The sequence below is a fragment of the Acetobacter farinalis genome (genome assembly GCF_011516935.1).
Taxonomy (GTDB): domain Bacteria; phylum Pseudomonadota; class Alphaproteobacteria; order Acetobacterales; family Acetobacteraceae; genus Acetobacter; species Acetobacter farinalis.
Window position 1 is genome coordinate 42,684 of record NZ_WOTF01000001.1, and the last position, 25,696, is coordinate 68,379.

A 25,696-nucleotide genomic window follows, 5' to 3' on the forward strand; every position below is an offset into this window, starting at 1 on the left:
ATCAAATCCCGGGGCTAAACACATAGAGGCTTATACCATCTCACGAGTCGAGTCGGGATGCTTGTTCAGAAGGGATAAGGGCACCGTGGGTATGCTCACGCGCCGTGATAGGGAGGGCGTGTCAGGCTTCCTGCTTTCCTCCCGGAAGAAGGGGACGGGCAAAATTTTACAGGGAAACAGGCCGCAGCCGTACAGAACTGGCTGACAAGTCTCTCCGTATCGCTTAAAGGGAGCAGCATGACCGACACACCCCTTTCGCTCATCCGTAATTTCTCGATTATTGCCCATATCGATCATGGGAAATCGACACTGGCCGATCGCATGATTCAGGCTTGCGGGGCACTTACTGCCCGCGAGATGACGAATCAGGTGCTCGATAATATGGAGCTTGAGCGTGAGCGCGGCATCACCATCAAGGCCCAGACTGTCCGGCTGTCCTATCCGGCCAAGGATGGGAAGACCTATGTCCTGAACCTGATGGACACGCCCGGACACGTTGACTTCGCCTATGAAGTCAGCCGCTCTCTGGCCGCGTGTGAAGGCTCCCTGCTGGTGGTGGATGCCTCACAGGGGGTGGAAGCCCAGACACTGGCCAACGTGTATCAGGCTATTGATGCCAACCACGAAATTGTGCCGGTGCTGAACAAGGTTGATCTCCCCGCCGCGGATGTGGAGCGGGTGAAGGCGCAGATTGAGGAAGTGATCGGCATCCCGGCGGATGACGCTGTGGAAATTTCCGCCAAGACAGGCCTCAATATTGAAGGTGTTCTGGAAGCCGTTGTGACACGCCTGCCGCCGCCGGTGGGGGATGCGGAAAAGCCGCTTCAAGCCATGCTGGTGGATAGCTGGTATGATTCGTATCTGGGCGTGATCGTGCTGGTGCGCGTCAAGGAAGGACGTCTCAAGCGCGGAATGAAAATGCGCATGATGTCCACCGGGGCCGTGCACCAGATTGATCAGGTGGGTGTGTTCTCCCCCCGCATGACACCGGTGGAAAGCCTCGGGCCGGGCGAGATGGGCTATATCAATGCCGCCATCAAGACCGTGGCCGACTGTAACGTGGGTGATACCATTACGGATGACCGCCGCCCGGCGGAACACGCTCTGGAAGGCTTCAAACCCTCCATTCCCGTGGTCTGGTGTGGCCTCTTCCCCATCGTGGCGGATGATTTTGAAAAGCTGCGCGACAGCCTCGCCAAGCTGCGCCTGAACGATGCCTCGTTCCATTATGAGGCTGAAACCTCAGCGGCTCTGGGCTTTGGTTTCCGCTGCGGCTTTCTGGGCCTTCTGCATCTGGAAATCATTCAGGAGCGCCTGTCCCGCGAGTTTGATCTTGACCTGATCGCGACTGCGCCGTCCGTGGTGTATCGCATCACCCGCACCAACGGGCAGGAAGAGGAACTGCACAACCCGGCGGATATGCCGGACCTCTCCCTGATCGAGCAGATTTATGAGCCTTGGATCAAGGCCACCATCATGGTGCCGGATGAATATCTGGGGGCCGTGCTCACCCTGTGCACGGAGCGCCGTGGTGTGCAGGTGGACCTGACCTACGTGGGCAGCCGCGCCATGGCGGTGTACCGCCTGCCGCTGAACGAGGTGGTGTTTGATTTCTATGACCGCCTGAAATCTCTCACACGTGGCTACGCCAGCTTTGATTACCAGATGGACGGGTATGAGGAGAGTGACCTCGTGCGGATTTCCATTCTGGTCAATCAGGAGCCGGTGGATGCGCTGTCCTTCATCGCGCATCGCACGGCGGCTGAAACCCGTGGCCGTGCGATCTGCGCACGCCTGAAAGACCTGATCCCCCGCCAGCTCTTCAAGATTGCCATTCAGGCGGCCATTGGCAGTAAGGTGATTGCGCGTGAGACCATTGGCGCACTGTCCAAGGATGTGACGGCCAAGTGTTATGGTGGTGACATCTCCCGTAAGCGCAAGCTGCTTGAAAAGCAGAAAGAGGGTAAAAAGCGCATGCGGCAGTTCGGGAAAGTGGAAATTCCGCAGAGCGCCTTCCTTGCCGCTCTGAAAATGGATGGCTGATGCCGGTATGGCGCGGCCCGCGTGGAGAGTAAGGCGGACTTGATCCGTCCTGTTTTCGCTCCTATGTCGTGGGTCTTCCTGCCGGAGTTGGGATCACCGCAATGAACAGCACAGCGCCTCTTGATGTCGGTGAGCACCCGCACGCCTCGTTCCCTGAAGGGCTGGACCTGGAATGCGGGGTGCATCTGGCACCCCTTGACGTTGCCTATCGGACCTATGGCCAGCTCTCCCCCCGGCGGGATAACGCGATTGTTGTCTGTCATGCCTTTACGGGGGACCAGTATGTTGCGGAAACGCATCCGCAAACCGGCAAGCCGGGTTGGTGGGCGCGGATGGTCGGGCCGGGGCGACCCATTGATACGAACCGCTTTTTTGTTATCTGCATCAACGTGCTGGGGGGCTGCATGGGCAGCACCGGTCCGCGTTCCCTCAAGCCTGCCCGTGCAGACGGGAAAGCTGAGCGGTGGGGCACGGATTTCCCGCCCGTAACCATTCGGGACATGGTGCGGGCGCAGTACAAGCTTGTGCGTTCACTCGGGATCGAGCGGCTGTTTGCCGTGGTGGGTGGCTCCATGGGCGGCATGCAGGTGCTGGAATGGGCGGTGACATACCCGGAGATGATGCTGGCCGCCATGCCTATTGCTACGGCGCCGTTTCATTCCGCCCAGAATATTGCGTTTAACGAGGTCGGGCGTCAGGCTATTTTTGCGGATCCGGACTGGTTTGGCGGTCGTTACTGGGAACATAATGTGGTTCCGGCCCGCGGGCTGGCCGTGGCGCGCATGATGGCGCACATCACCTATCTTTCTGAAGAAGCGTTGACGAGCAAGTTCGGCCGCCGTGTCCGGCGAGAGCCGAAGGAGGCGCAGGCGCCGGAAAGCTCTCTGGCCATGTTTGGGGATGTGTTCGAGGTGGAATCCTACCTGCGGTATCAGGGGTCAGCCTTCGTGCGGCGGTTTGATGCCAATTCCTACTTGACCATTACCCGTGCGATGGACTGGTTTGACCTCTCCGCCGAGCATGACGGGCATCTGCCTGCGGCGTTTGCGGGCACGCCGGTGCGGTTTTGCGTTGTGTCTTTCTCTTCCGACTGGCTGTTTCCCACCTCAAGCTCACGCTATCTGGTGCGTGCGCTGAATCAGGCGGCGGCCAATGTCTCCTTTGTGGAGATTGAAACGGATAAGGGGCATGACTCCTTCTTGCTGGATGAACCGGATTTTGACAGAACCGTGCGGGGGTTCCTGTGCGGCGTGGCAGACCATGCGGGGCTGGCCTGATGCGTCTTGACCAAAGGCTGATCGCGGACATGATCGAGCCCGGCACACGGGTTCTGGACGTTGGTAGCGGTGATGGCACACTGATTGACCATCTGTTCCGCCTGCGCGGGTGTGATGCCCGTGGCATTGAAATTGACATGAAGGAAGTCACCCGTTCCGTGGCGCATGGGCTGCCCGTGGTGCATGGTGATGCCGACCATGACCTCGCGCATTATCCGGATGATGCGTTTGATTATGTGGTGTTGCAGCGCACACTTCAGGCTGTTGAGCGCCCGCGGGAAGTGCTGCGGCAGATGCTGCGCATCGGGCGGCATGCCATTGTGTCTTTTCCCAATTTCGGCCACTGGCAGCTCCGGCTGAAGCTGCTGCTGGGCGGGCGGATGCCCATGACAGCCGTGTGGCACACGCAGTGGTATGAAACGCCGAACATCCACCCCTGCACCATTCGCGATTTTATCGCGCTGTGCGCGGAGGAGGGCTATTGCGTGCAGCAATGGATGGCGGTGGATGAGGATGGTGAGCGGGCGCCGTGGCGACGCTCCATCCGGCTGGCTAATCTCTTTGGTGAACAGGCCCTCTTCCTGCTGCGGCGCAAGGGAGACTGCTAAGGCCCTTTCCTTGCGGAGCTTCGGAGGCTCCAGAAGGGTCTTGCGGTTTTTTTGTGCGCTATCGGGCAGTAAAGCGTCGCAAAATATTTTGAGAAGACCTGTTTGACGAAATGATGTTATAACAGACTGACTTCGGCGACCCGCAAATTTCTTCTAAAACTTTTGTTAGCTCATTTCACGATGGCAGGACCGCTTTTTTTTCCAGATTTCAGGGAGAAGTATTGTGAAATCTTACGAAAAAATGGAGAAGAGTTCCATTTTTAAGGATTTTGTTTAAAAAGGAACAAACAGGGCCGAGTGCACCTCACGAAGGATTCATGCACCCCTCTTGGGGGGTCTTTTAGGACCAATATGGTACGGAAGGCTTGCGGGGGAGGAAAACACCCCATATATAACCACCCAAGGCAGGGTTTTCAGACTGACTCTTCTGAAAAGACGTGACGCTGCCAGCATTGTTAAAAGAAGTTCATGAATGTGCGCGGAGACCCACACTCTTGTGTGTCGTTTTCCTACCCTTTTTTGAAGCGACATGGTGCGCAGCTGAAAAAAAGTGATCTCGTCTCGTTTTTCAGGCTGCATGAAGAGGTTTGTCCTGATGACCACGTTTTCCGATCTGAAACTTGCAGCTCCATTGCTCCAGGCTCTGTCTGAGCAGGGGTATGAAACTCCGACTCCCATTCAGGCGCAGTCTATTCCGCACTTGCTGGAAGGGCGTGATCTGCTGGGTCTGGCCCAGACCGGCACAGGCAAAACCGCTGCGTTTGCCCTGCCTATCCTGAATTATCTGCAGGCCAACCCCAAAGTCGCAGGTCCGAAAAAGGCCCGCGTTCTGGTGCTGGCGCCCACGCGTGAGCTGGTTTCCCAGATCAGTGAAAGCTTCAAGGCGTATGCCCGCTACATGAAACTCACGCAGGCCGTGGTGTTCGGTGGTGTGGGGCAGGGGCGTCAGGTTGAAGCCATGCGCCGTGGGGTGGACGTTCTGGTGGCCGCACCCGGCCGCCTGCTGGACCTGATCGGGCAGGGGTATATTGACCTCTCCGGCCTTGAAGTGCTGGTGCTGGATGAAGCCGACCGCATGCTGGACATGGGGTTTGTGCGTGATATCCGCCGCATCATGACCTTCCTGCCGGAAAAGCGGCAGACTCTCCTGTTCTCCGCCACCATGCCGCGCAGCATTGCGGATCTGGCGAACAGCTTGCTGCGTGACCCGGCGAAAGTGGAAGTCACGCCGCCGTCCAGCACGGTGGACCGCATCCAGCAGGCTGTGATGTTTGTGGATGGCGCAAACAAGCGTGATGCCCTGCTCACACTGGTTGAATCTCCCAAGGTAGCCCGCGCCGTGGTGTTTACCCTCATGAAGCATGAGGCGAACAAGGTTGCGGAGTTCCTGAACAAGAACAGCGTGGTGGCGGAAGCCATTCACGGCAACAAGTCTCAGGGTGCGCGTGAGCGGGCCATGAGCGGGTTCCGTGCCGGCAGTGTGAAAGTACTGGTGGCAACAGACATTGCCGCACGCGGGATTGATGTGGACGATGTAAGCCACGTCTTTAACTATGACCTGCCAAACGTGCCGGAAAGCTACGTGCACCGTATTGGCCGCACAGCGCGTGCCGGGCGGGATGGCTGGGCTGTGTCCTTCTGTGACCCGGAACAGCGCGCCTGGCTGCGTGATATTGAAAAGAACATTGGCAAGCCTATTCCGGTGGTCCGTGATCATCCCTGGCACTCTGCGGAAGCTGAAAGCTCGACCATGCGTCCGCCTGTGCTGGGTGGTGGCGGCGGCGGCCGTGGCCGTGGCGGCCCGCCGCGTGGCGGAAATGGCGGCGGAAACGGCGGTGGCCGTGGCCGTGGTGGTCCGCCGCGCGGTGGAAATGGCGGTGGTGGTCGCTCCGGTGGCGGTTTTGCCGGGCGTGGCCGCGCTTTCTAAGAGCGCTTTGATCTCTTCCTGATTTGTGTTGTGTGCAGAAAAAGCCGCTACGGAATGTCCGTGGCGGTTTTTTTTATGGGGTCTCGGCAGTGGGGGCGAGCCGGACAGAAACCGCGCAGTGGTCTGAAAGAGTGGCAGGCTGTGTGTCTGCCCGGTAGGTCATGACGCGCAGGGAGTTGGGCACTTCCCATCTTAGAGCCGCGCCACCCAGCAGGATATGATCAATAAAATATGTGCCGCCGTTGCAGGGGCTGGCCCATCCGGCTGTGGTCAGGCGCAGGGGAGCCTGATGGCTGAGAAGCAGGTAAAACGGGTCATACTCTGTCAGGCGCCGGTTGAAATCTCCCATGATCACAAAGGCTTCATGGGCTTCTGCCCGTGCGCTGATCCAGTTTTGCAGAACAGCAAACTGGCGCAGCAGTATCGGGCAGGCATGGTGCTGTTCTGAAACAGGATTATCCTGACAACCGGTTTTCAGATGCACAACCAGAACGCGCAGGGGCGTTGTGCCGATCTCCACCGTAATATCCAGACCACTTCGTAGGTGGTGCGGGGCTGTGGCGGGGGTTGTGTCGAGATCCGTAACATCCGGGTTCTGGTGCGCGCGGAGCGGTTTGCGCAGAGCCAGAGCCGGATGCTGGAGAAGAGCATCCCGTGTGATGAAAATCTGATAAGCCCGTGCCGGGAAAAGCCGCTCTGCCGTGCTGAGGGAGTCCACTTCCTGCAAACCGACAAGATCGGCATTCAGGTGCTGCGCATAGGCGGCGAGTTTTTCAAAATCGGCCGAGGTGCGATGTGGCCGATCCAGAGGGGCTGTTGCGGCAAGTGCTCCGTTTTCATCCATCAACCATTCCAGATTCCATGTTGCCAGCTTGAGGGGCGGGCGCGATGGCGCGGGAGATGCTGCGGGCAGGCGGGGCGCGGGGCAGGCCGAGGCAGCCTGAAACTGTGTGCAGCCGGGCAGGGAGATTCCCGCCAGCAGAAGCGCGCCTGAGAGGGCGAGGTGTTTTACGGAAAACGGGCCCCTGCACAGGCTGTCATACAAAGAAAAACCGGCGAAGCCTGTGCTCCGCCGGTTTTGCCTGTTTCGCCCGGGACTCATTGCGTCCGGCCTGAATGAAGGTAGGGGGGGGCGCGTTACGCAGGTATGGATTCAAGATGCGCAATGGCATCCGTGATGGACGTGGTTTTCCGGCTCTGTTCATCCAGAATGGTGATTTCACCTGTGCCGATGTCATAAAACCAGCCCTGCAGGAACAGGGTGCCACGTGCCATGGCTGCCGCAACGGCAGGATGGGTTTTCAGGTGAGAAAGCTGCAGCAGCACATTCTGTTCAGAGAGGCTGCGGACGTTTGCCGGACCGGCATCTTCAGCCTTCAGGTCTCCCAGTGCTGCGCGAGCGGCTTCGGCGTTCCGCAGCCATGAGCGCACGGTGGGCATCTTGTCCAGCCCGCTCTTTTCGGGCGCGAGCAGGGCTTTCATCGCGCCGCAGTCTGAATGGCCGCAAATAATGATGGTGGAAACGCCCAGCCCGGCCACGGCATATTCCACGGCGGAAGAAACCCCTCCGAGCATTTCACCATAGGCGGGAACAATGTTGCCAATGTTGCGCAGAATGAACAGGTCACCCGGTTCTGTCTGGGTGATCAGGTTGGGATTGATGCGGCTGTCCGCGCAGGCAATGAACAATGTGCTGGGGGCCTGACTTTCTGCCAGAGAGGCAAAAAGGGTCTGTTTGGCCGGGAAAACCTCAGTGTTGAAGTGTTCAGCACCACGCAGCAGGGAGAGGAGGCTTGCGCGGGCTTCAGAACATGTAGGCATAGGTTTCTCCAAAAAGCACACGAACGGGTGGTACGATACGGTCTTGGCTGCAGACACATACGCAGCACGATAGAGTTGATTGAAACGCATCGCAGCGTTTTTTTTTCCGCAAGTCTGAAATTTTTTTTAATGAAGAACGGGTTGGTCGCATTCTGCGGAAAACAGGCTTGAATATGCCATAAAAAACCCGCCTCAGCGTGAGCCGGAGAACTGCCGGACGCGCTGGGCGGGAAGGCCTGACCTCATGCGGGCATGAGGTCGGGTGTCGGGAGGCTGATGTTAGAGAATCTGACCTTCGTCGTCTTCATCCTCATCCGGCTCGCTCATCTGATCAGCCGGATGACGGACGGGGGAGGAGGTGCCAACGCGCGGGCGCTGGTTTTCGGTCTGCTGTCTGCGCGTGAAGTTGCCGGCAATGGTGGCCAGTTCCAGGAAGTTATCGGCCTGGCGGCGCAGGTCATCCCCAATCAGCGGCGGAGTGGAGCGCATGGAGGACACTACGGAAACGCGGGTGCCCTGGCGCTGCACAGCTTCCACCACGCGGCGGAAATCGGAATCCCCACTGAAAAGAATGGCGTGGTCGATATGCGGAGCCATTTCCATCATATCCACGGCAATCTCGATTTCCATATTCCCTTTTACGCGGCGCTTGCCGGTTGAATCGGTAAATTCACGCGCGGGTTTGGTCACCAGAAAATAGCCGTTGTAAGACAGCCAGTCTGTCAGCGGTTTGAGGGGGGAGTAGTCTTCCGTGTCCAGAATTGCTGCGTAATAATAGGCACGGATGACGTGTGTTTTGGAGGTGAAAAAATCGAGAAGTTTTTTGTAGTCAACATCAAACCCCAGCCCGCGGGATGTTGAGTAAAGGCTGGAACCATCAATGAAGAGACAGGTTCTCTCATCTTTTTTGAGATTCATCGGGGTTTTTTCCTCTAAATAACACGAATCTGATTTGTGAAATTTTGTTAAAAATCTATCGTGAACAGAGATTTAGAACTACACACGTACGGAATTATACGAGTGTTTAGAAAAAAAGATACATTGCGAATGGCAAATATATCGGACCTGACAAAAACTACACGTGACCCGGAAGTGGTTCTTATCGCGATAGGAGCCAATCTTCCCTACGCCGGTCAGGAAGCAAGGGAGACGTGCCGTCAGGTTATCTCTGCGCTGAAAGATGTGGCGGGATTATGGGTGGAGGCCGTGTCCGCCTGGTATGAGAGTGCTCCTGTGCCACCTTCTGGTCAGCCTCCTTATATCAATGGTGTGGTTCGGGGGCGCACGGCTCTGGGGCCTTACGCCCTGCTTGATGCATTGCAGGAAATAGAAACGCGGTTTGGCCGCCAGCGTTCCATACCGAATGCCGCGCGCACGCTTGATCTGGACATTATCACGTTAGGAAACATTTGTCAGAATGATTCGCAATTAATTCTGCCGCATCCGCGCGCGCATGAGCGGGCTTTTGTGCTGCTGCCCCTGCGGGATGTGGCGCCAGACTGGGTGCATCCGGCTACCGGACAGACGCTGGCGGAGCTGCTGCCCGGCGTTGCAGGGCAGGAAATCAGGCAGATGCAGGAATAAGGACTTCCTAGGTGTCGGCCGATGCGTTACAATGGTCTTTCTGAATTTTTTGCTGAATTGTCTGGAGGCTCTTCGTAAATGGCACGCGTCACTGTCGAAGACTGCGTTGAGAAAGTCCCGAACCGCTTTGAGCTGGTGCTGTATGCGGCGCAACGCGCCCGCAACATCTCCCGCGGGGAAGAGCTTACCATTGATCGGGATAATGACAAGAATCCGGTTGTCGCCCTGCGCGAAATTGCGGATGAAACTGTCAAACTGCCCGACCTGCGCAACGATCTGATCCGCTCTCAGGCGCGCGAGCCCGAGCCCGAGCCGGTGGATGAGGAAGTGCAGGATCTGGTGCCGACCGAACAGAACATCTTCGGTCTGCAGGAAGTCTCACCGGAAGAAGAAGCATCTGATGATGCCGGTGCGATTGAAGCCGCTCTCACCGGGCGTGCGCGGCGGTAAGAGCGTGTGACGCAGGCAGGGGATGAGAACGGAACCGGGGTTGTGGTGTCTGAGGCAGACTCTGCCGGTTCTGCGTCCCTTCCTGTTGTTGCCGGGAGCACTGCCCCGGTAGGAAGTTATCCGGAGTCCGGTCGGGGTGATGTCACCTGTGAACGGCTGGTCAGCATTGTGCGTGGCTACGCCCCTAATGCTGATCTGGACTCCATTCGCCGCGCGTTTGACGTGGCGAAAAAGGCCCATGAAGGCCAGCTTCGCGATAATGGTGACCTCTATATAACGCACCCGCTGGCGGTGGCGATGATTCTGGCCGGGTTCCGGCTGGATGTTCCCTCCATCATCACGGGCCTGTTGCATGACACGATTGAGGATACCGGCGTCACGCAGGAAGACCTGCGCGCGCAGTTCGGCCCGACAGTGGCGGAACTGGTGGATGGTGTCACCAAGCTGACGCGGCTTGAGCTTCAGTCAGACCGCACCAAACAGGCCGAAAATTTTCGCAAGCTTGTGCTCGCAATGTCGAAGGACATTCGCGTTCTGCTGGTCAAGCTGGCCGACCGCCTGCACAACATGCGCACGCTGCATTTTGTGGAGCGTGTGGACCGCCGCCAGCGCATTGCGCGCGAAACGCTCGATATCTATGCCCCCCTTGCCGAACGTATCGGTATGGATCGGGTCAAGACCGAGCTGCAGAACCTTTCCTTCGCGCAGCTTGAGCCGGAAGCGGATGCCACGATCCGCGCCCGCCTGAACTATCTGCGCGGGCAGGGGGCGGATGTGATTGAGGAGGTGCGGCGGGAGCTGCTGCGCCTGTGTGAGGAAGCCGGGCTGAAGAACGTTCACGTTTCCGGCCGGGAAAAATCGCCTTATTCCATCTGGGAGAAAATGCAGCGCCGCAATGTGGCGTTTGAGCAGCTTTCAGACATCATGGCCTTCCGTGTTGTGGTGGATACGCGGGAGGACTGTTACATGGCGCTGGGGGCGGTGCATGCCGCCTATCCCGTGATTGCCGGGCGGTTCAAGGACTATATTTCCACCCCCAAGGCCAACGGATACCAGAGCCTGCATACCGGGGTTACGCTGCGTTCACCGCGTAACCAGAAAATTGAGGTGCAGATCCGCACCGAGGCCATGCACGACATTGCCGAAAACGGCGTTGCGGCACACTGGGCCTACAAGGAAGGTGAAGACGATACCACAGGTGGTGTTGCAGGCTTCCGCCGCCCGCGCTGGGTGCAGGACCTGCTGGAAATTCTGGAAGCGTCCTCCGCGCCGGATGAGTTTCTGGAAAACACCAAGCTTGAGCTTTATCAGGATCAGGTTTTCTGCTTCTCGCCCAAAGGCCAGTTGATCTCGCTCCCGCGTGGCGCGACGGCGGTTGATTTTGCCTATGCCGTGCATAGCCAGATTGGCGATTCCTGCGTAGGGGCCAAGATCAATGGTCGCCTGATGCCGCTGCGGCATGAGCTGCAGAACGGTGATCAGGTCGAGATCATGACCGCCCGTGGCGGTGCGCCCTCTCCCTCGTGGGAGCGGTTTGTCGTAACGGGCAAGGCGCGGGCGCGCATCCGCCGCTATGTGGCTGCCCAGCAGCGCCAGACCTATCTGGATAACGGGCGTGCGGCATTGGCCAAGGCCTTCCGGCAGGAAGGGGTGGATGGCTCTGAAAAGGTTATTGAAACAACACTCAAGGCGCTGAAGCAGAACTCGCTTCAGGACCTGTATGTGTCGGTGGGGAACAACAATCTCGGCGCGCGGGATGTTGTGCATGCGGCGTATCCGGAGCTGCGGCGTGCATCGCGTGCGCCGCGCATGGTGCCGGGCCTGCCCGGTGTGCTGGGCACGGCAGGCCCGCGTCCGCGTGCTTCAGGCAGCGGGAGTGGCCGCTCCGGCGGGGCTATTCCGCTGGTGGGGCTTGGCCCCGGTGTGGCTGTGCATTTCGCCGCCTGCTGTCACGCGCTGCCGGGAGACCGGATTGTAGGCGTGGTGGCCACCGGCAAGGGTATTACCATCCACACGCGCACCTGCCCCACGCTGGAAAGTTTTGCCGCCACCCCGGAACGCTTTCTGGATGTGGACTGGGATTATGATGCCATGGCCCGTTCCGGCAGCGGAGAGCTGCGTGTGGGGCGGATTACCATTGTGGCGGAGAATGAATCCGCCGTGCTGGCCACCATTACCAATACGGTTTCCAAAAGCGATGCCTCTGTGGTCAATCTGAAGATTGTGCACCGGCAGCTTGATTTCATGGAAATCCTTGTGGATGTGGAAGTGCGGGATCTGCGCCACCTCTCTTCCGTGATTGCGGCCCTGCGGGCGGCGCAGGGTGTTTCCCAGGCAGACAGGGCGCGTTCATGAGTGTGATTGCGGCAGGGGTGGATTTGTGCGACATGCGCCGCATTGAGCGCGTGATCGGGCAGTTTGGTGAGCGGTTTCTCAGCCGGGTTTTCACGCCTGCGGAGCGCGCACGGGCCGAGCGGCGCAGCGGGCAGGCCCGCATCGGGGCCTACGCCAAGCGCTGGGCCGCCAAGGAGGCCTGCGCGAAGGCGCTGGGTACAGGCTTCGCTCAGGGTGTGGCGCAAAGCCAGATCGGGGTGGAAAACCTGCCTTCCGGCCAGCCGACACTGGTTTTGACGGGGGCGGCTTTCCTGCGGTTGCAGCAGATCACGCCGCCGGGGCAGGTGGCGCATCTGGTGCTGAGCATGACAGATGAAGTCCCTTACGCCTTTGCCGAGGTGATTATCTCGGGGCGTCCGGCTTGACACGGCACAGGCTGAGCGGCTTGATCCCGCCAGTTTTTCTTTTCTTTCCCACGGCAGACAGGCGGTGCAGGACATGACCAACCCGAACCAGACACCCACGGTATCCGGCGCAGGGGAGCCTGCAACACCCGGCCAGCTCGTGCTGGATTATGCCAGAACTCTGCTGGGTGTGATCCTGGTGGTCACGTTTCTCCGCACGTTCGTGTTCGAGACATTTGTTATTCCGTCCGGCTCCATGATCCCGACCCTGCAGGTAGGGGATTACATTCTGGTGTCCAAATACAGCTACGGGTACTCCCGCTTTTCCCTTCCGTTCTCGCTCAACCTGTTTCAGGGGCGTATCTGGGGTGCGGAACCGCATCGGGGGGACGTCGCGGTGTTCCGCTTCACCAAGGATACTTCGGTAGATTACGTGAAGCGGATTGTCGGGCTGCCGGGAGACCATGTGCGCGTGACGGACGGGCATCTGTATCTGAACGATCAACTCGTGCCCTGCCTTAACGGACATGCCTATACCGCGGTTGATGAATCCCGCGTGCCGATGGAAGGCGAGGCCTGTGAGGAACAGCTTCCAGCCAGCGGCGGCAAGGGTGTGGTGGCGCATCAGGTGCTCAAGCTGATGGATGATGGCGCCCAGAACAACACACCGGATTACGTGGTGCCGCCCGGGTATTTCTTCGCGATGGGCGATAATCGGGATGACAGCGCGGACAGCCGCTTCATGGGCGATGGCCCGAAAGACCTTGGCTTTGTGCCCATGGAAAATCTGGTGGGTCATGCCGAGTATGTGTTCTTCTCCGTCGACTCTGCCCACCCGTTCTGGCAGATCTGGTATTGGCCTGTTGAGGTTCGGTGGAGCCGGATTTTCCGGAGTGTGATGTGAAACGACCCGTCAGATTTTCCGGTGCCGCCCCTGCGGTGGTGGCTTTGCAGGAGCGCCTTGGGTACCAGTTTCAGAATCCCGACCTGCTGCATGAGGCGCTGACACATCGTTCCGCCGCGCACCAGAACGCAGGGGGGCGGCATCGGCTGCCAAAAGCACGGGGTGTTGGCTCCAACGAGCGGCTTGAATTTATTGGAGATCGCGTTCTGGGTCTGCTGATGGCGGAATGGTTGCTGGAGCGCTACCCGGATGAGCAGGAAGGCGCGCTTGGCTCCCGGCTTGCGCATCTGGTCTCCCGCGTGACGCTGGCGGAAATCGCGGAGCGGATTGATCTGCCGGGCAGTCTGGCTGTGGCCACGCATGAGGCCCGCGCAGGCGTGCAGACTGCGGCCAATGTGGTGGCCGATGCGCTGGAAGCTGTTCTGGGTGCCGTGTTTCTGGATGGCGGGCTGGACCCGGCCCGGAGCATGGTGCGCAAGGCTTGGAAGCCGATGCTGGATGCGCAGGCCCGCCCCCCCAAGGACCCGAAGACAGCTTTGCAGGAATGGGTGCTGGGCCGGGGGCAGAGCCTGCCCTCATATGAGACAATCGGGGCGGATGGCCCCTCCCACGCGCCGCTCTTCGTGGTGAAGGTGACTGCGGGTGGCCAGAGTGGAGAAGGGCGGGCCGGAAGCAAGCGGGCCGCTGAGAGTGCCGCGGCAGCGGATCTGCTGGAAAAACTTGGAGGCCCGCAACATGGGTGAGACGACACGCTGCGGGTTTGCCGCTCTGGTGGGGGCGCCAAACGCCGGAAAATCCACCCTGCTGAACAAGATGGCCGGGGCGAAGCTCTCCATTGTCAGCCCGAAGGCGCAGACAACCCGCGCCCGCGTTCTGGGTATTCTCATGCGCGGGTCTTCCCAGATTCTGCTGGTGGATACACCCGGTATTTTCCAGCCCCGCCGCCGGCTGGACCGGGCGATGGTGGCCGCTGCATGGAGTGGCGCGGAAGATGCGGACATCACCTTGCTGCTGGTGGATGCCCGTTCTGGCCTGACCGAGGCGGTGGGCGGCATTATCGACCGTCTGGCCAGCGCGGGCCGTACGGTCTGGCTCGTGCTGAACAAGACCGATCTTGTCTCCCCCGAACGACTGCTGCCGCTGACACAGGAAATTACGAAGCGGCTGCCGGTTGAGCATGTGTTCATGGTTAGCGCCCGCTCTGGCAGCGGGGTGGAAGATCTGCTGGACCGTCTGGCCTCCAGCCTGCCGGAAGGCCCGTATCTCTACCCTGAGGATGACCTGACAGATCTGCCGGACCGCCTTCTGGCCGCCGAGCTGGTGCGGGAGCAGATTTTTCTACTGACGCATGAAGAAGTGCCCTATGGCGCCACGGTGGAGACGGAAAGCTACAAGGAGCGCCCCGATGGCTCCGTGCGTATCGACGCCACCATTTATGTGGCGCGCGCGGGCCATAAGGCGATTCTGATTGGTGAGGGCGGGCAGAAAATCCGCCAGATTGGTGAGCGGGCGCGTAAGCAGTTGAGTGGCCTGCTGGAACGGCCTTGCCACCTGTTCCTGAATGTCAAGGAACGCTCCGGCTGGGATGAAGAGCGTGCCCGCCTGCGGGCAATTGGTTTGGACGATGTGCCATAAGGCGGTTCTGACCGCTTGTGGCCTTGCGTCATGAAGGATAAGAGAGGGGCGACTTGTCCTGACCCTTCGCGGGGCGGGGCCTTTTTCTGACTGTCTGCGTGATCGAGGGCCAATGACTGCTTCCACTGGCGAGATGCCAACCCGTAAACGCGTATTGCTCAAGGTTTCCGGCGAGGCCCTGATGGGGTCTGGCTCTTATGGCGTAGAGCAGCAGACTGTTGAGCGTATTGCCGCTGATGTTGCCGAGGTTGTGCGCAGCGGGTGGGAAGTCTGCCTGGTTGTGGGCGGCGGGAATATTTTCCGTGGTCTGGCCGCGGCCGCCAAGGGTATGGACCGCGCACAGGGCGATTATGCCGGAATGCTCGCCACCGTGATCAACGCGCTGCTGCTGCAGAATGCGCTGGAGCGGGAACAGTTGCCCACGCGGGTGATGTCCGCCATCCATATGTCCTCCATTGCCGAGCCCTATATCCGCCGCCGCGCCGTGCGGCACATGGAAAAGGGCCGCGTGGTGATTTTTGCCGCGGGCACCGGTAACCCCTTCTTCACGACCGATACCGCCGCAGCCCTGCGCGCTGCGGAAATGGAATGTGATGTGCTGCTGAAAGGCACGCAGGTGGATGGCGTTTATTCGGCTGACCCGAAGCGTGACCCTTCCGCCGTGCGGTATGAGCAGTTGACCTATATGGATGTGCTGTCCAAGCAGCTGAACGTGATGGATGCGGCGGCCATCAGTCTGGCGCGTGAAAATCGTCTGCCGATTATTGTGTTCAATATTGGTGAGCCGGGGTCTTTCCCGCGTGTCATGCGCGAAGAAGGCCCGTATACGCGGATTATCGAAAGCGCGTAAAACGCAACGGAATACCTTGGCCCGGGGGTGCTGCCGCCGGGTCCTGCTGTTGGTAGTGATGAGACGGGCCAGTGTGTTGTCCGTCCGGGAAACGGGAGAGAGAGACCGTGTCTGATCTGAATGCTCTGGTGGAAGACCTGACGCGCCGTATGGATGGTGCGCTGGAAAGCCTGCGTCGTGATTTTGCCGGGCTGCGGTCCGGCCGTGCCAGCCCGGCTCTGCTGGAGCCGGTGCGGGTGGAAGCTTACGGCGGTGAAGTGCCGCTGACACAGGTTGGCTCCATTGCCGTGCCGGAAGCGCGGATGCTGACAGTGCAGGTGTGGGACCGTGTTCTGGTGGGCGCTGTAGAGCGCGCCATTCGTGAAGCCGGACTGGGCCTGAACCCCGCTTCTGACGGGCAGCTTGTGCGCGTGCCTATTCCGCAGCTGACGGAAGAGCGCCGCCATGAACTGGCCAAGGCTGCCGCCCGCTATGCGGAAGGCGCCAAGATTGCCGCCCGTGGCGTGCGCCGGGACGGGATGGACAAAGCCAAGGCGTTCGAGAAAAAAGGCGAGATCAGCCAGGACGATGTCAAGACATGGTCTGACACCATCCAGAAGCTTACCGACCAGTATGTGAAGAAAATTGACGACATGCTGGCCGACAAAGATCGCGAGATCAAGCAGGTCTGACGCCTGTGGCGTCAGGATTCCTCTCTCTTGCCCGTGGTGGTGAAGCCGTGCCGACAAGATCATCCGGGAAGACCTGCGGGAAATCCGTTGTTCCTGCGCATGTGGCCGTCATTATGGACGGCAACGGGCGCTGGGCGCTGGAGAGAGGGCTGCCGCGTCTGGCCGGGCACAAGGCCGGGGCGGAAGCTGTCTCCCGCTGCCTGCGGGCGGCGATGAACCGTGGCGTGCCGTATCTGACACTCTATGCGTTTTCCTCTGAAAACTGGTCCCGCGAACCCGCGGAGGTGGCGGACCTGACCAGCCTGCTGCGCTACTACCTGCGGCACAAGGTGGCGGAACTGCACCGCGAGGGCGTGCGTATCCGCTTTATCGGGGATCTGGCGCGCTTTGATGTCAGCCTGCGGGATGAACTGGCGCGAGCGGAAGCGCTCACGCGGGAGAATGGTCGCCTGACGCTCCTGCTGGCGCTCTCCTATGGTGGGCGCGGGGATATCGTGCAGGCGGCGCGCCGCCTTGCGCAGTCCGTGCAGCAGGGGGAGCTGAAGCCCGAGGATATTACCGAATCGCTGTTCGCAGACCGGCTCTGGACAGCCGGAGTGCCGGACCCGGATGTGGTGGTGCGCACCAGCGGGGAATTCCGTCTCTCGAACTTCCTGCTGTGGCAGAGCGCCTACGCGGAGCTGGTCTTTCTGGATATTTTCTGGCCCGACTTCAATGAAGGGCATTTTGCGACCGTACTGGAAGCCTATGCGCGGCGTGACCGCCGGTTTGGCACAAGGCCCACGTCACTATGATACAGAATACAGCACAGACCGGCTCCTCCGCCTGGCGAGACCTGCGGACCCGCCTGATGTCGGCCTGTGTGCTGGTGCTGGTGGCAGGTGTCTGCATGGCCATGGGCGGTCTGCTGTATAATGGCCTTATTCTGGGCGTTATGGGCGGCATGGCGGCGGAAGCGGCCATGCTGTTCGGCCTTTCCGCCCGGTCCTGGCGGGGCAGTGTGTATGTGCTCTGGGCTCTTGGAGCCGGGCTGGCGGCGGTCACGGGGCGGTGGAATGCCTTCCTGGCGTTCTGCATGGCGTCCATCGTGTTTGGTGCGCCGCTCTGCGCGGTGATGTGCGTGATTGTGCTGGCGGGCACGGCCCTTGTCTGGCTGCGGCTGGAAAGCGTGTGGCCGGTGCTCTTTGTGGTCGCTGTGGTGGTTGCGAGTGACAGCACCGCTTATCTGACCGGCCGCCTGCTGGGTGGCCCGAAGCTGGCCCCGCGTATTTCTCCCGGAAAAACATGGTCCGGTTCTGTCGGCGGTCTTGTGGGCGCTGTGCTGTGCGGCTGCCTTGTGGCGGCGCTTTCCGGGCAGGGCGGTGTTCTGACAGCGGCGTTCTGGGGGGCGGTGCTGGGGGTGGTGGCACAGGCGGGTGATCTGGCGGAAAGCGCCATGAAGCGCGCGCTGGGTGTGAAGGATTCCGGCACCCTGCTGCCCGGGCATGGCGGGCTGCTGGACCGGTTTGATGGTCTGGTGGTCGCGGCGCCTGTGGCGGCTGTGGTGTCTTTGTGTGTGCCTGCGTCTGTGCCGTTCTGGACAGCCGGGGCGCACGCCGTTTTCGCGTTTCTGGCAGGAAGATTGCCGGGGTGAGTCTCAACAGACGGCGCGTGCTCCTTTGGGCGGTGCCGTCTTTGTCTGGTTTGGAAGAGAGCGCATGAGAACCGTTACCGTTCTGGGAAGCACTGGCAGCATTGGCTGTTCAACTGTGGATCTGCTGGAGCAGGCGCGTGACCAGTTCCGGGTGCGCGCTCTGGTGGGTGGCAGCAATGCGGTGCGTCTGGCGGAGCAGGCCAGAAGCCTGAAGGCCGAACTGGCCGTGGTGGCGGATGAGACCGCTTTTGAAGAGCTGCGCACCCTGCTGGCCGGCAGCGGTACGGAGGTAGCCTGCGGGCGTGAGGCGGTGATTGCGGCGGCGGCCCTGCCAGCGGACTGGACCATGGCGGCCATTACCGGCGCTGCCGGGCTGGAGCCCACGCTGGCTGCCGTCAAAAACGGGAACGCCATTGCGCTGGCCAACAAGGAAGCGCTGGTGTGCGCGGGAGATGTCATGCTCCGCGCCGTAGCAGCGGCCGGGGCCACGCTGCTGCCGGTGGATTCCGAGCATAACGCCGTGGCGCAGGCCATGGCGGACAAGCAGGCGGATCAGGTTGCGAAAATCATCCTCACAGCGTCCGGCGGTCCGTTCCGCAAGGCCTCTCTGGAAGAGATGGAAGCCGCAACGCCCGCACAGGCGCTGAAGCACCCGACATGGAGCATGGGGGCGAAAATCAGCATTGATTCCGCCACCATGTTCAACAAGGGGCTGGAAATTATTGAAGCCGCCCGCATTTTCGATCTGCCGGAAGAGCGGATTGATGTGCTGGTGCACCCGCAGTCCGTTGTGCATGGGCTGGTGCAGTATACGGATGGCAGCCTGATCGCCCAGATGGGGTCAGCCGATATGCGCATCCCCATTGCCCACACGCTGGCCTGGCCGAAGCGGATGGGCACGACATCTTCCCATCTGGACCTTGCCGCCTTTGCCACGCTGGAATTCAGTGCACCGGATCTGGTGCGGTTCCCGGCCTTGCGGCTTGCGCGTGAGGCCCTGCGGGCAGGGGGGGCTGCGCCTGCCATTCTCTCCGCAGCCAATGAGATTGCGGTGGACGCCTTTCTGAAGGAACAGATCGGGTTTCTGGACATTGCCCGCGTGGTGGAGCAGACCATGCAGGCTCTGGGCGCTCCTCCGGCGGAAACGCTGGAAGCCGTGCTGCACTGGGATTCTGAAGCGCGTGAGATGGCCCGCCGCCACACTCTTGCCCTCGCGGCTTGAGAAAACAGCTCTCTGAGCCGATATTCGGATAATCATGATACACGAATACCTCCGTACAGTTCTCTCCTTCGCTTTTGTGCTTGGCGTGCTCGTGACCATTCACGAACTGGGGCACTATCTGGCCGCGCGCTGGCGGGGGGTGCATGTGGAAGTGTTCTCTCTGGGCTTTGGTCCGGCCCTGTTCCGCTGGCATGATCGCAGCGGCACGGAGTGGCGCATCTGCCCCATTCCGCTTGGCGGCTATGTGCGGCCGCACGGGTTTGAAGACCCGGAAGACGCCACGCCGGAGCAGAAGGCCGCATGGATTCCGGGCCGCACGTTCCATGATAAATCCGTCTGGTCCCGCGCGATCGTCATTCTGGCCGGGCCGGTGTTCAATTTCCTTCTGGCCATGGTGCTGTTCACGCTGCTGTTCGCCACAACGGGGCAGCCGAGTGTGCGCAATGAGGTGGCTGCTGTCACGCCGGGAAGTGCGGCCGCTACTGCCGGGGTGCAGACAGGTGACGTAATCCGCAGAATCGGCACGCATGAGGTGACCGGTGTTGAGGATGTGCAGGCGACTGTCGCGGCCCAGCCGGGGGCGGACACAACGCTGACAGTCCGCCGCGCCGGGCAGGATATGGACCTGCCGGTGACAATCGGGAAAGCACCGGAGTCGACAGGTTCCGCGCCGCATGGCCAGCTTGGCGTACTGTTTGCAACAGAGGTTGGGAAACCGCTTGCCCTGCCGGATGCGGTGGTGGCGGGCGCCAAATCCACATGGACTGTCTCAGTGCAGACGCTTGAGGGGGTGTGGCAGATCATCACAGGCCGTCACACCGCCAGAGATCTGGGCGGGCCGCTCAAGATTGCGCAGCTCTCAGGGCAGGTGGCGCAGTATGGTTTTGCGAGCCTGCTTTCGTTCATGGCTTTGCTTTCTGTCAATCTGGGGCTAATAAATCTCTTCCCTGTGCCGCTTCTTGATGGCGGACGTCTGGTTTTTTATGCCATAGAGGCTGTACGGGGGCGTCCGGTTTCAAAACGGATTCAGGAAATCAGTTTTCGGGCCGGTTTTGCTCTTCTTGCGGGCCTGTTCTTGTTTTCGACGTTTAATGACCTGTCGGGATTGGGACTGTTCAAGTGGATTGCATCGCTCGCAAGCTGAATTACAGCTGGGTTGGAACGGAAGAACTTGCGTGACAAGGGTTATATCGGATACGTCCCCCTGCGGGCGACAGCACAACAGGGGATGGTCTCCTGAGATGGGAACGACCCGGATGGAGGATGGCGAATCTTGACGGGTAAGCGTTCAGCCCTCTTTGTTTCTGTTTGCGTGCTGCCTTTCCTTCTGGCTGAAGGAAGAGCGGCGCAGGCCGCTGCGGCAGACGCCGGCCCACAGGCACGGGTGCCAGCCTCGGTTTCCGCCACGCGGCATGCCAGGCTTTCCACTTCAGAATCCACCAGCGCGCAGCGCTCGGGTGGCGTGATTGAAGATATTTCGGTCTCCGGGAATACCCGTATCGAGACCAATACCGTGCTGTCCTACATGGTGGTGCGTCCGGGGGACCTGTTCAGCCAGGATGATCTGGACCGCTCCCTGAAGACACTCTACGCCACAGGCCTGTTCAAGGATGTCAAACTGCGGCGTGAAGGAAATATCCTGCAGGTCCGTCTGGTAGAAAATCCCATCGTCAACCGTATCGTGTTCGAGGGGAACCACGCCGCGAAGGATGAAGACCTGCGCAAGGTGATCGCCCTGCGTCCGCGCGCGGTGTTCTCGGCGGAAACCACGGCGGATGACCGGCAGAAAATTCTGGACGTTTACGCCCAGAAAGCCCGCTATGCCGCGGTGGTCACGCCCCAGATCGTTCGTCTGGCCCACAACCGCGTGGATGTTGTCTTCCAGATCAATGAAGGTCCGCAGACACTTATCCGCAAGATCGCGTTTGTCGGGAACAAGGCCTATTCGGAAGCGCGTCTGGCAGGTGTGGTCTCCTCCAAGGAAACAGCCTGGTACCGGTTCTTCTCCTCTGCTGATGAGTACAACCCGGACCGCCTGAAATATGATGCCGAGCTGCTGCGCCGGTTCTATCTGGCCAACGGCTATGTGGATTTCGAGGTCAAGAACGCCACGGGCGAACTCTCTCCGGACCGCAAATCCTTTTACGTGACCTTCACCATGAACGAGGGCATCCGCTATCGTCTGGGGAAGGTGGATATCCGCTCCAGCCTGCGGCATGTTCCGGCGAAGTCCCTGCGTAAGTATGTCGAGCTGTTTGCCCACCAGTGGTACGATGGCAAGGCCGTGCAGGACAACGCAACGGACATGGAGGAAATCCTTCAGTCTCAGGGTCATCCGTTCGCTATGGTGCGCCCCGAAATTGCACGGAACCCGGAAAAGCACACCGTCAATCTGCTGTTTGATGTGAGCGAAGGCCCGCGCCGGTATATCGAGCGTATTGACGTGAACGGGAATACCATCACGCAGGATAACGTTGTCCGCCGCCAGCTTCCGTTTGCCGAGGGTGACCCGTATACGCCGAGCTACAAGAAATACGCCAAGCAGAGTCTGGAAGATCTCGGGTTCTTCAAGTCCGTCTCTCTTGATGAAAGCGCAGGCTCCGCACAGGATCGCACGAACGTTGCTGTCAACGTGACGGAAAAGCCCACCGGTGAGTTCTCACTGGGCGGCGGGTATTCAACGGACGTTGGCGTTCTGGGGAATATCGGCCTGAAGCAGCATAACCTGCTGGGAACGGGTATTGATGCCGGCTTGTCCGGCACCATGTCCATGTGGCAGAAGCAGGCCGATTTCTCTGTGACCGATCCGGCGTTCCTCGGCCGTAACCTTGTGGCCGGGTTTGACCTGTTCGGTATCCAGAACAAGTATCAGACGTACCAGAACTATTCTGAAAGCCGGTATGGGCTGACCCTGCGTATGGGCTATGCCTATAACCGCTATCTGTCCCAGTCCTGGAGCTACAGTCTGATCCGCCGTGGCGTGGGGAACACGTGGGACGAATCGTCCTGGTACGTGCTGGATCAGAAGGGGCATTCCACGCTCTCCCAGCTCAGCACCAATCTCGTGTATGACACGCGCGATAACCATATGGTGCCACATAGCGGCTACATGATCTCTCTGGGCGGTGACTTTGCCGGGCTTGGCGGGAATGAACGCTATCTGCGCGGCAAGGTTAACGCCGCATATTACATCCCGCTGGATAACCTGATGAACAGCCATGAATGGACGGTGTCCTTCCGGGCTGGCATGGGGTACATGACGGACTGGGGCGGTGGCCGCCACGATATCATCGATAACTTCTATCTTGGTGGTAACAACCTGCGCGGCTTCCTTGATGGTGGTGCAGGGCCGCGAAGCGTCGGGTATTACGGGCATTCTTCAGAAGATCTGATCGGTGGCCGCTTTATGTATACCGCGTCCGCCCAGGTTAACTTCCCCATTCCGTTCCTGTCTGACATGGGCGTGAAGGGTCGTGCGTTTGTGGACTCCGGGAGTGTTGCCGGGCTGCGTGTGCGCCGGAACCTGACCAACCCCGTGACCGACCAGCCGGATTATACCCGCGTGTCGGGTGATACCCTGCGGCCGCGTGTCAGTGCCGGTGCCGGTTTCTCCTGGAAAAGCCCGTTCGGTCTGCTGAATATCGATCTGGGTGTGCCTGTCATGCGCAGCCACAATGACCGTACACAGCTCCTTCGCTTTGGCTTCGGCCAGCAATTCTGAGGTAATGATGTCCAAGTTTAACAGAACAGCCGCTCTTTCCGCGGCTCTCCTGTCAGTTTCCGTTGCGCTTGCACCGTCTGCCATGGCCCAGAATGCTGGTCAGTCCGGTGGTGGCTGGTTTGTGCCCAAAGCGGCCCAGCAGCCTGCTCCTCCTGCCGCGCATACGCAGCGCCGCGCCCCGTCTCCGGTGCCGCTGCCCGCTCCTCCGGCTGACAGCAGCGAAGCTGACCAGCAGACGCCGCCTGTTCTGCCGCTGCCGCCCATTCCCGCCATGCCGGACCTGCCAAAGGGCGTTGCACCTCCGGTGACGGTTATTGGTGTGATCAGCGTTTCCGGTGTCATGCGCCAGTCCAGCGCAGCCATGCAGGTGGAGCGTACTCTGGGCGGCCGGCGTGATGCTCTGGCGCAGGATCTGCAGAAGGAACAGGCCGGCTGGCGTGATGAGCAGCAGACTCTGCAGGCTCAGGCCAAGTCCCTGTCATCCGAGCAGATTCAGAGCCGTGAGCGCAGCCTGCAGAACCGCGTGATGAAGGCGCAGCGCGACTTCCGTAACCGCAACCGTATCATTCAGGAAGCCGCTCAGGTTTCTCTGGGGCAGATCGAGCGTGAGCTGGTTCAGGTAATCCAGAAAGTTGCGGCCTCTCACGGCATGAACCTGGTTCTGCACAGCGAGCAGGTTGCCCTGCATGTGGATGGCCAGGATATTACCAACGAAGTAGCCAAGCAGCTTAACAGCGTCCTGCCTTCCGTATTCATTCCCGATGCGAATGTAGACCCGGAAGTGCTGGCCAAATCCGGCAAGATGCCCACCACAGCGGATGCTGATCAGGAAGGTCCTGCCTCTGGTCCGGCTCCTGCCGTCACACCCGCCGCAGCTCCTGCTGCGCATAAGTAAGAATGGCCAACGCACGGACATCTTCCGGTCCAGCAAACCCCCGGTTTTTTACCCGGTCTGGTCCGTTTGACGCGCAGGCTCTGGCTGAAGCAGCCGGAGCCACTCTGGTTCCCCCGCGGGAAGGGTCTTTTCCTGCGGGCGGATATACCGGAATTGCCCCGCTTCAGGGGGCTGGCGCGGAAGATGTCAGCTTTCTGGACAACCGCCGGTATGCGTCCCTTCTGGAAGGGACGCAGGCAGGGTTGATCATTGTTGCTCCAGCCTTTGCTGACAAGGTGCCCGCGCACTCCGCAGCCCTTGTTTCCGCCACGCCGTATCTGGCGTGGTCCCGCGTTGCGCGGCTGTTTCATCCCAAGGCTCCGCCCAACCCCGGTGTGCATCCTTCCGCCGTGGTGGATGCCAGTGCGGTGGTGGACCCTTCAGCCGAAATCGGCCCCTTTGTGGTGGTGGGTGCGCGGGCTGAAATCGGCCCGCGCTGCGTGATTGGTGCCCATGCGGTTGTGGGTGATGGTGTGGTGCTCGGGGCCGACTGCCGTATCGGCAGTCAGGTTACGCTCTCACACGCTATGGTGGGAGAACGGGTGATTATCCTGCCGGGTGCGCGCATCGGGCAGGATGGCTTTGGTTTTGCCGTCGGACCGAACGGGTTTGAAACTGTTCCCCAACTTGGGCAGGTGGTGCTGGAGCACGATGTTGAAATCGGCGCGAACACCACGATTGATCGCGGGTCAGTCAATGATACCGTGATTGGCGCGGGCTCCCGGCTCGACAATCTGGTTCAGATCGGCCACAACGCCCAACTCGGGCGCTGCTGCATTGTGGTGGCTCAGGCCGGGATTTCTGGCTCTACCGTGCTGGAAGACTATGTCACTGTCGCAGCGCAGGCAGGTCTGATCGGGCATATCCGTATCGGGGCGAAGGCGCGGATTGGTGCCCAGTGCGGCGTGATGTCCGATGTCGAGAGTGGGGCGGATGTGATTGGCAGTCCTGCCATGCCGTTCCGGGAATTTTTCCGGAATGTGGCAGTGCTGCGCAAGCTCTCCAAAAAAGCGTCCGGACCGGCAGAAGACGGTTCGGGCAAGGGTTGAACTGGTTCCGGGCGCTGTCCGGCGAAAAAGGGTGGTCACGGGGACGTGGAGACGAAACAAGAATCGCAGCCGGACGTTCAGAAAATCGAGGCGATTGACGTCACGCGCATTATGCAGGCGATTCCGCACAGATATCCTTTTCTTCTCATCGATCGGATGGTGGATATCACGCTGGGAGAAGAGGCGACGGGCATCAAGAATGTCTCCGTCAATGAGCCGTTTTTTCCGGGTCATTTCCCTGTGCGGCCGGTCATGCCTGGCGTTCTTATTGTTGAAGCCATGGCACAGACAGCAGCAGCCCTTGTGGTGCTGACGCTTGGTAAAGAGTTTGAAGGCAAGGTTGTCTATTTCATGACAATCGAGAACGCCAAGTTCCGCAAGCCTGTGGAGCCGGGAGATCAGCTTCGTATCCACGTTGTGAAGGAACGCCACCGCTCAAATGTGTGGAAATTCCGTGGCGTGGCGAAGGTGGATGGCGTTTCCGTTGCGGAAGCAACGTTCAGCGCCATGATCATGAGCTGAGCTCCGGTTTTAATTTTTTTCAGAATTTTGTTTCAGATACGCTGATCTGCCCGGAAAACGCCCGGTTTTCCGGGCAGATGTTCTGGCCGAGTGCGTATCGGGCCTCG

The 25,696-nt window shown here is 60.0% G+C and carries 24 protein-coding genes; 21 read left to right on the top strand and 3 right to left on the bottom strand.

Annotation, left to right across the window (positions count from 1 at the left end):
* Window positions 1-237 precede the first annotated feature (237 nt).
* From lepA to GOB82_RS00200, 4 genes are all read left to right on the top strand, one after another.
* The gene (gene lepA / locus GOB82_RS00185) at window positions 238-2,043 is read left to right on the top strand and encodes a translation elongation factor 4 (RefSeq protein ID WP_166118183.1); all 1,806 of its coding nucleotides are present in this window, start codon (window positions 238-240) and stop codon (window positions 2,041-2,043) included.
* Window positions 2,044-2,144: 101 nt separating this feature from the next.
* The gene (gene metX, locus GOB82_RS00190) at window positions 2,145-3,320 is read left to right on the top strand and encodes a homoserine O-acetyltransferase MetX (RefSeq protein WP_166118186.1); all 1,176 of its coding nucleotides are present in this window, start codon (window positions 2,145-2,147) and stop codon (window positions 3,318-3,320) included.
* Window positions 3,320-3,928, top strand: coding sequence for a methionine biosynthesis protein MetW (metW, locus tag GOB82_RS00195; RefSeq protein ID WP_166118189.1), 609 nt, complete (start codon window positions 3,320-3,322; stop codon window positions 3,926-3,928). The genes metX and metW overlap by 1 nt, the downstream gene beginning before the upstream one ends.
* A 595-nt stretch (window positions 3,929-4,523) precedes the next feature.
* Window positions 4,524-5,855: a DEAD/DEAH box helicase gene (locus tag GOB82_RS00200; protein WP_166118192.1), complete on the top strand. Its 1,332-nt coding sequence runs from the start codon at window positions 4,524-4,526 to the stop codon at window positions 5,853-5,855.
* Window positions 5,856-5,928: 73 nt separating this feature from the next.
* Here the strand turns inward: GOB82_RS00200 and GOB82_RS00205 are convergent, their stop codons facing one another.
* From GOB82_RS00205 to GOB82_RS00215, 3 genes are all read right to left on the bottom strand, one after another.
* Window positions 5,929-6,957 (bottom strand): endonuclease/exonuclease/phosphatase family protein, encoded by a 1,029-nt coding sequence (locus tag GOB82_RS00205; protein WP_166118195.1) that lies wholly within the window; start codon window positions 6,955-6,957, stop codon window positions 5,929-5,931.
* Window positions 6,958-6,992: 35 nt separating this feature from the next.
* Complete coding sequence (locus GOB82_RS00210; RefSeq protein ID WP_166118198.1) at window positions 6,993-7,676, bottom strand: carbonic anhydrase; 684 nt, start codon at window positions 7,674-7,676, stop codon at window positions 6,993-6,995.
* A 279-nt stretch (window positions 7,677-7,955) separates the two neighbouring features.
* The gene (locus GOB82_RS00215; protein WP_166118201.1) at window positions 7,956-8,594 is read right to left on the bottom strand and encodes a LabA-like NYN domain-containing protein; all 639 of its coding nucleotides are present in this window, start codon (window positions 8,592-8,594) and stop codon (window positions 7,956-7,958) included.
* Window positions 8,595-8,723: 129 nt separating this feature from the next.
* Between GOB82_RS00215 and folK the strand changes: the two genes are divergently transcribed.
* From folK to fabZ, 17 genes are all read left to right on the top strand, one after another.
* Window positions 8,724-9,260 (top strand): 2-amino-4-hydroxy-6-hydroxymethyldihydropteridine diphosphokinase, encoded by a 537-nt coding sequence (folK, locus tag GOB82_RS00220; RefSeq protein WP_166118204.1) that lies wholly within the window; start codon window positions 8,724-8,726, stop codon window positions 9,258-9,260.
* Window positions 9,261-9,338: 78 nt separating this feature from the next.
* On the top strand, window positions 9,339-9,710 hold the full coding sequence (gene rpoZ, locus GOB82_RS00225) for a DNA-directed RNA polymerase subunit omega (RefSeq protein WP_166118207.1): 372 nt from the start codon (window positions 9,339-9,341) through the stop codon (window positions 9,708-9,710).
* 42 nt (window positions 9,711-9,752) lie between these two features.
* Complete coding sequence (locus GOB82_RS00230) at window positions 9,753-12,065, top strand: RelA/SpoT family protein (RefSeq protein ID WP_265794065.1); 2,313 nt, start codon at window positions 9,753-9,755, stop codon at window positions 12,063-12,065.
* Complete coding sequence (acpS, locus tag GOB82_RS00235; protein WP_166118210.1) at window positions 12,062-12,469, top strand: holo-ACP synthase; 408 nt, start codon at window positions 12,062-12,064, stop codon at window positions 12,467-12,469. The genes GOB82_RS00230 and acpS overlap by 4 nt, the downstream gene beginning before the upstream one ends.
* 73 nt (window positions 12,470-12,542) lie before the next feature.
* Complete coding sequence (gene lepB, locus GOB82_RS00240) at window positions 12,543-13,352, top strand: signal peptidase I (RefSeq protein ID WP_166118214.1); 810 nt, start codon at window positions 12,543-12,545, stop codon at window positions 13,350-13,352.
* The gene (gene rnc / locus GOB82_RS00245) at window positions 13,349-14,095 is read left to right on the top strand and encodes a ribonuclease III (RefSeq protein WP_166118217.1); all 747 of its coding nucleotides are present in this window, start codon (window positions 13,349-13,351) and stop codon (window positions 14,093-14,095) included. Before lepB ends, rnc begins: the two co-directional genes overlap by 4 nt.
* On the top strand, window positions 14,088-14,987 hold the full coding sequence (gene era, locus GOB82_RS00250) for a GTPase Era (RefSeq protein WP_166118220.1): 900 nt from the start codon (window positions 14,088-14,090) through the stop codon (window positions 14,985-14,987). The genes rnc and era overlap by 8 nt, the downstream gene beginning before the upstream one ends.
* A 112-nt stretch (window positions 14,988-15,099) precedes the next feature.
* Window positions 15,100-15,837, top strand: coding sequence for a UMP kinase (gene pyrH, locus GOB82_RS00255; protein ID WP_166118223.1), 738 nt, complete (start codon window positions 15,100-15,102; stop codon window positions 15,835-15,837).
* Window positions 15,838-15,986: 149 nt separating this feature from the next.
* Window positions 15,987-16,508: a ribosome recycling factor gene (gene frr / locus GOB82_RS00260; RefSeq protein WP_242007154.1), complete on the top strand. Its 522-nt coding sequence runs from the start codon at window positions 15,987-15,989 to the stop codon at window positions 16,506-16,508.
* Between the two features lie 47 nt (window positions 16,509-16,555).
* Window positions 16,556-17,302 (top strand): polyprenyl diphosphate synthase, encoded by a 747-nt coding sequence (gene uppS, locus GOB82_RS00265; protein WP_265794068.1) that lies wholly within the window; start codon window positions 16,556-16,558, stop codon window positions 17,300-17,302.
* Window positions 17,299-18,141 carry a phosphatidate cytidylyltransferase gene (locus GOB82_RS00270; RefSeq protein ID WP_166118229.1) on the top strand — a complete coding sequence of 281 codons (843 nt, stop codon included), beginning with the start codon at window positions 17,299-17,301 and terminating at the stop codon, window positions 18,139-18,141. Before uppS ends, GOB82_RS00270 begins: the two co-directional genes overlap by 4 nt.
* A 64-nt stretch (window positions 18,142-18,205) precedes the next feature.
* On the top strand, window positions 18,206-19,363 hold the full coding sequence (dxr, locus tag GOB82_RS00275) for a 1-deoxy-D-xylulose-5-phosphate reductoisomerase (protein ID WP_166118232.1): 1,158 nt from the start codon (window positions 18,206-18,208) through the stop codon (window positions 19,361-19,363).
* Window positions 19,364-19,394: 31 nt separating this feature from the next.
* Entirely contained in the window at window positions 19,395-20,507 is a 1,113-nt protein-coding gene (gene rseP, locus GOB82_RS00280; protein ID WP_265794071.1) for an RIP metalloprotease RseP, read from the top strand.
* A 129-nt stretch (window positions 20,508-20,636) separates the two neighbouring features.
* A complete protein-coding gene (gene bamA, locus GOB82_RS00285) occupies window positions 20,637-23,084 on the top strand; it encodes an outer membrane protein assembly factor BamA (protein WP_166118235.1) in 2,448 nt (815 codons plus the stop codon).
* A gap of 4 nt (window positions 23,085-23,088) precedes the next feature.
* The gene (locus tag GOB82_RS00290; RefSeq protein WP_166118238.1) at window positions 23,089-23,979 is read left to right on the top strand and encodes an OmpH family outer membrane protein; all 891 of its coding nucleotides are present in this window, start codon (window positions 23,089-23,091) and stop codon (window positions 23,977-23,979) included.
* A 2-nt stretch (window positions 23,980-23,981) separates the two neighbouring features.
* Window positions 23,982-25,067: a UDP-3-O-(3-hydroxymyristoyl)glucosamine N-acyltransferase gene (gene lpxD / locus GOB82_RS00295; RefSeq protein ID WP_166118240.1), complete on the top strand. Its 1,086-nt coding sequence runs from the start codon at window positions 23,982-23,984 to the stop codon at window positions 25,065-25,067.
* Between the two features lie 45 nt (window positions 25,068-25,112).
* Window positions 25,113-25,589, top strand: a complete 477-nt coding sequence (gene fabZ, locus GOB82_RS00300) for a 3-hydroxyacyl-ACP dehydratase FabZ (RefSeq protein ID WP_166118243.1) — start codon at window positions 25,113-25,115, stop codon at window positions 25,587-25,589.
* Window positions 25,590-25,696 lie beyond the last annotated feature (107 nt).

What these genes read in the sequence shown, in the direction of transcription:
- lepA (WP_166118183.1), top strand. Translation starts at nt 238, where the DNA reads ATGACCGACACACCCCTTTCGCTCATCCGTAATTTCTCGATTATTGCC.
- metX (WP_166118186.1), top strand. Translation starts at nt 2,145, where the DNA reads ATGAACAGCACAGCGCCTCTTGATGTCGGTGAGCACCCGCACGCCTCG.
- metW (WP_166118189.1), top strand. Translation starts at nt 3,320, where the DNA reads ATGCGTCTTGACCAAAGGCTGATCGCGGACATGATCGAGCCCGGCACA.
- GOB82_RS00200 (WP_166118192.1), top strand. Translation starts at nt 4,524, where the DNA reads ATGACCACGTTTTCCGATCTGAAACTTGCAGCTCCATTGCTCCAGGCT.
- GOB82_RS00205 (WP_166118195.1), bottom strand. Translation starts at nt 6,957, where the DNA reads ATGAGTCCCGGGCGAAACAGGCAAAACCGGCGGAGCACAGGCTTCGCC.
- GOB82_RS00210 (WP_166118198.1), bottom strand. Translation starts at nt 7,676, where the DNA reads ATGCCTACATGTTCTGAAGCCCGCGCAAGCCTCCTCTCCCTGCTGCGT.
- GOB82_RS00215 (WP_166118201.1), bottom strand. Translation starts at nt 8,594, where the DNA reads ATGAATCTCAAAAAAGATGAGAGAACCTGTCTCTTCATTGATGGTTCC.
- folK (WP_166118204.1), top strand. Translation starts at nt 8,724, where the DNA reads ATGGCAAATATATCGGACCTGACAAAAACTACACGTGACCCGGAAGTG.
- rpoZ (WP_166118207.1), top strand. Translation starts at nt 9,339, where the DNA reads ATGGCACGCGTCACTGTCGAAGACTGCGTTGAGAAAGTCCCGAACCGC.
- acpS (WP_166118210.1), top strand. Translation starts at nt 12,062, where the DNA reads ATGAGTGTGATTGCGGCAGGGGTGGATTTGTGCGACATGCGCCGCATT.
- lepB (WP_166118214.1), top strand. Translation starts at nt 12,543, where the DNA reads ATGACCAACCCGAACCAGACACCCACGGTATCCGGCGCAGGGGAGCCT.
- era (WP_166118220.1), top strand. Translation starts at nt 14,088, where the DNA reads ATGGGTGAGACGACACGCTGCGGGTTTGCCGCTCTGGTGGGGGCGCCA.
- pyrH (WP_166118223.1), top strand. Translation starts at nt 15,100, where the DNA reads ATGACTGCTTCCACTGGCGAGATGCCAACCCGTAAACGCGTATTGCTC.
- frr (WP_242007154.1), top strand. Translation starts at nt 15,987, where the DNA reads ATGGATGGTGCGCTGGAAAGCCTGCGTCGTGATTTTGCCGGGCTGCGG.
- GOB82_RS00270 (WP_166118229.1), top strand. Translation starts at nt 17,299, where the DNA reads ATGATACAGAATACAGCACAGACCGGCTCCTCCGCCTGGCGAGACCTG.
- dxr (WP_166118232.1), top strand. Translation starts at nt 18,206, where the DNA reads ATGAGAACCGTTACCGTTCTGGGAAGCACTGGCAGCATTGGCTGTTCA.
- GOB82_RS00290 (WP_166118238.1), top strand. Translation starts at nt 23,089, where the DNA reads ATGATGTCCAAGTTTAACAGAACAGCCGCTCTTTCCGCGGCTCTCCTG.
- lpxD (WP_166118240.1), top strand. Translation starts at nt 23,982, where the DNA reads ATGGCCAACGCACGGACATCTTCCGGTCCAGCAAACCCCCGGTTTTTT.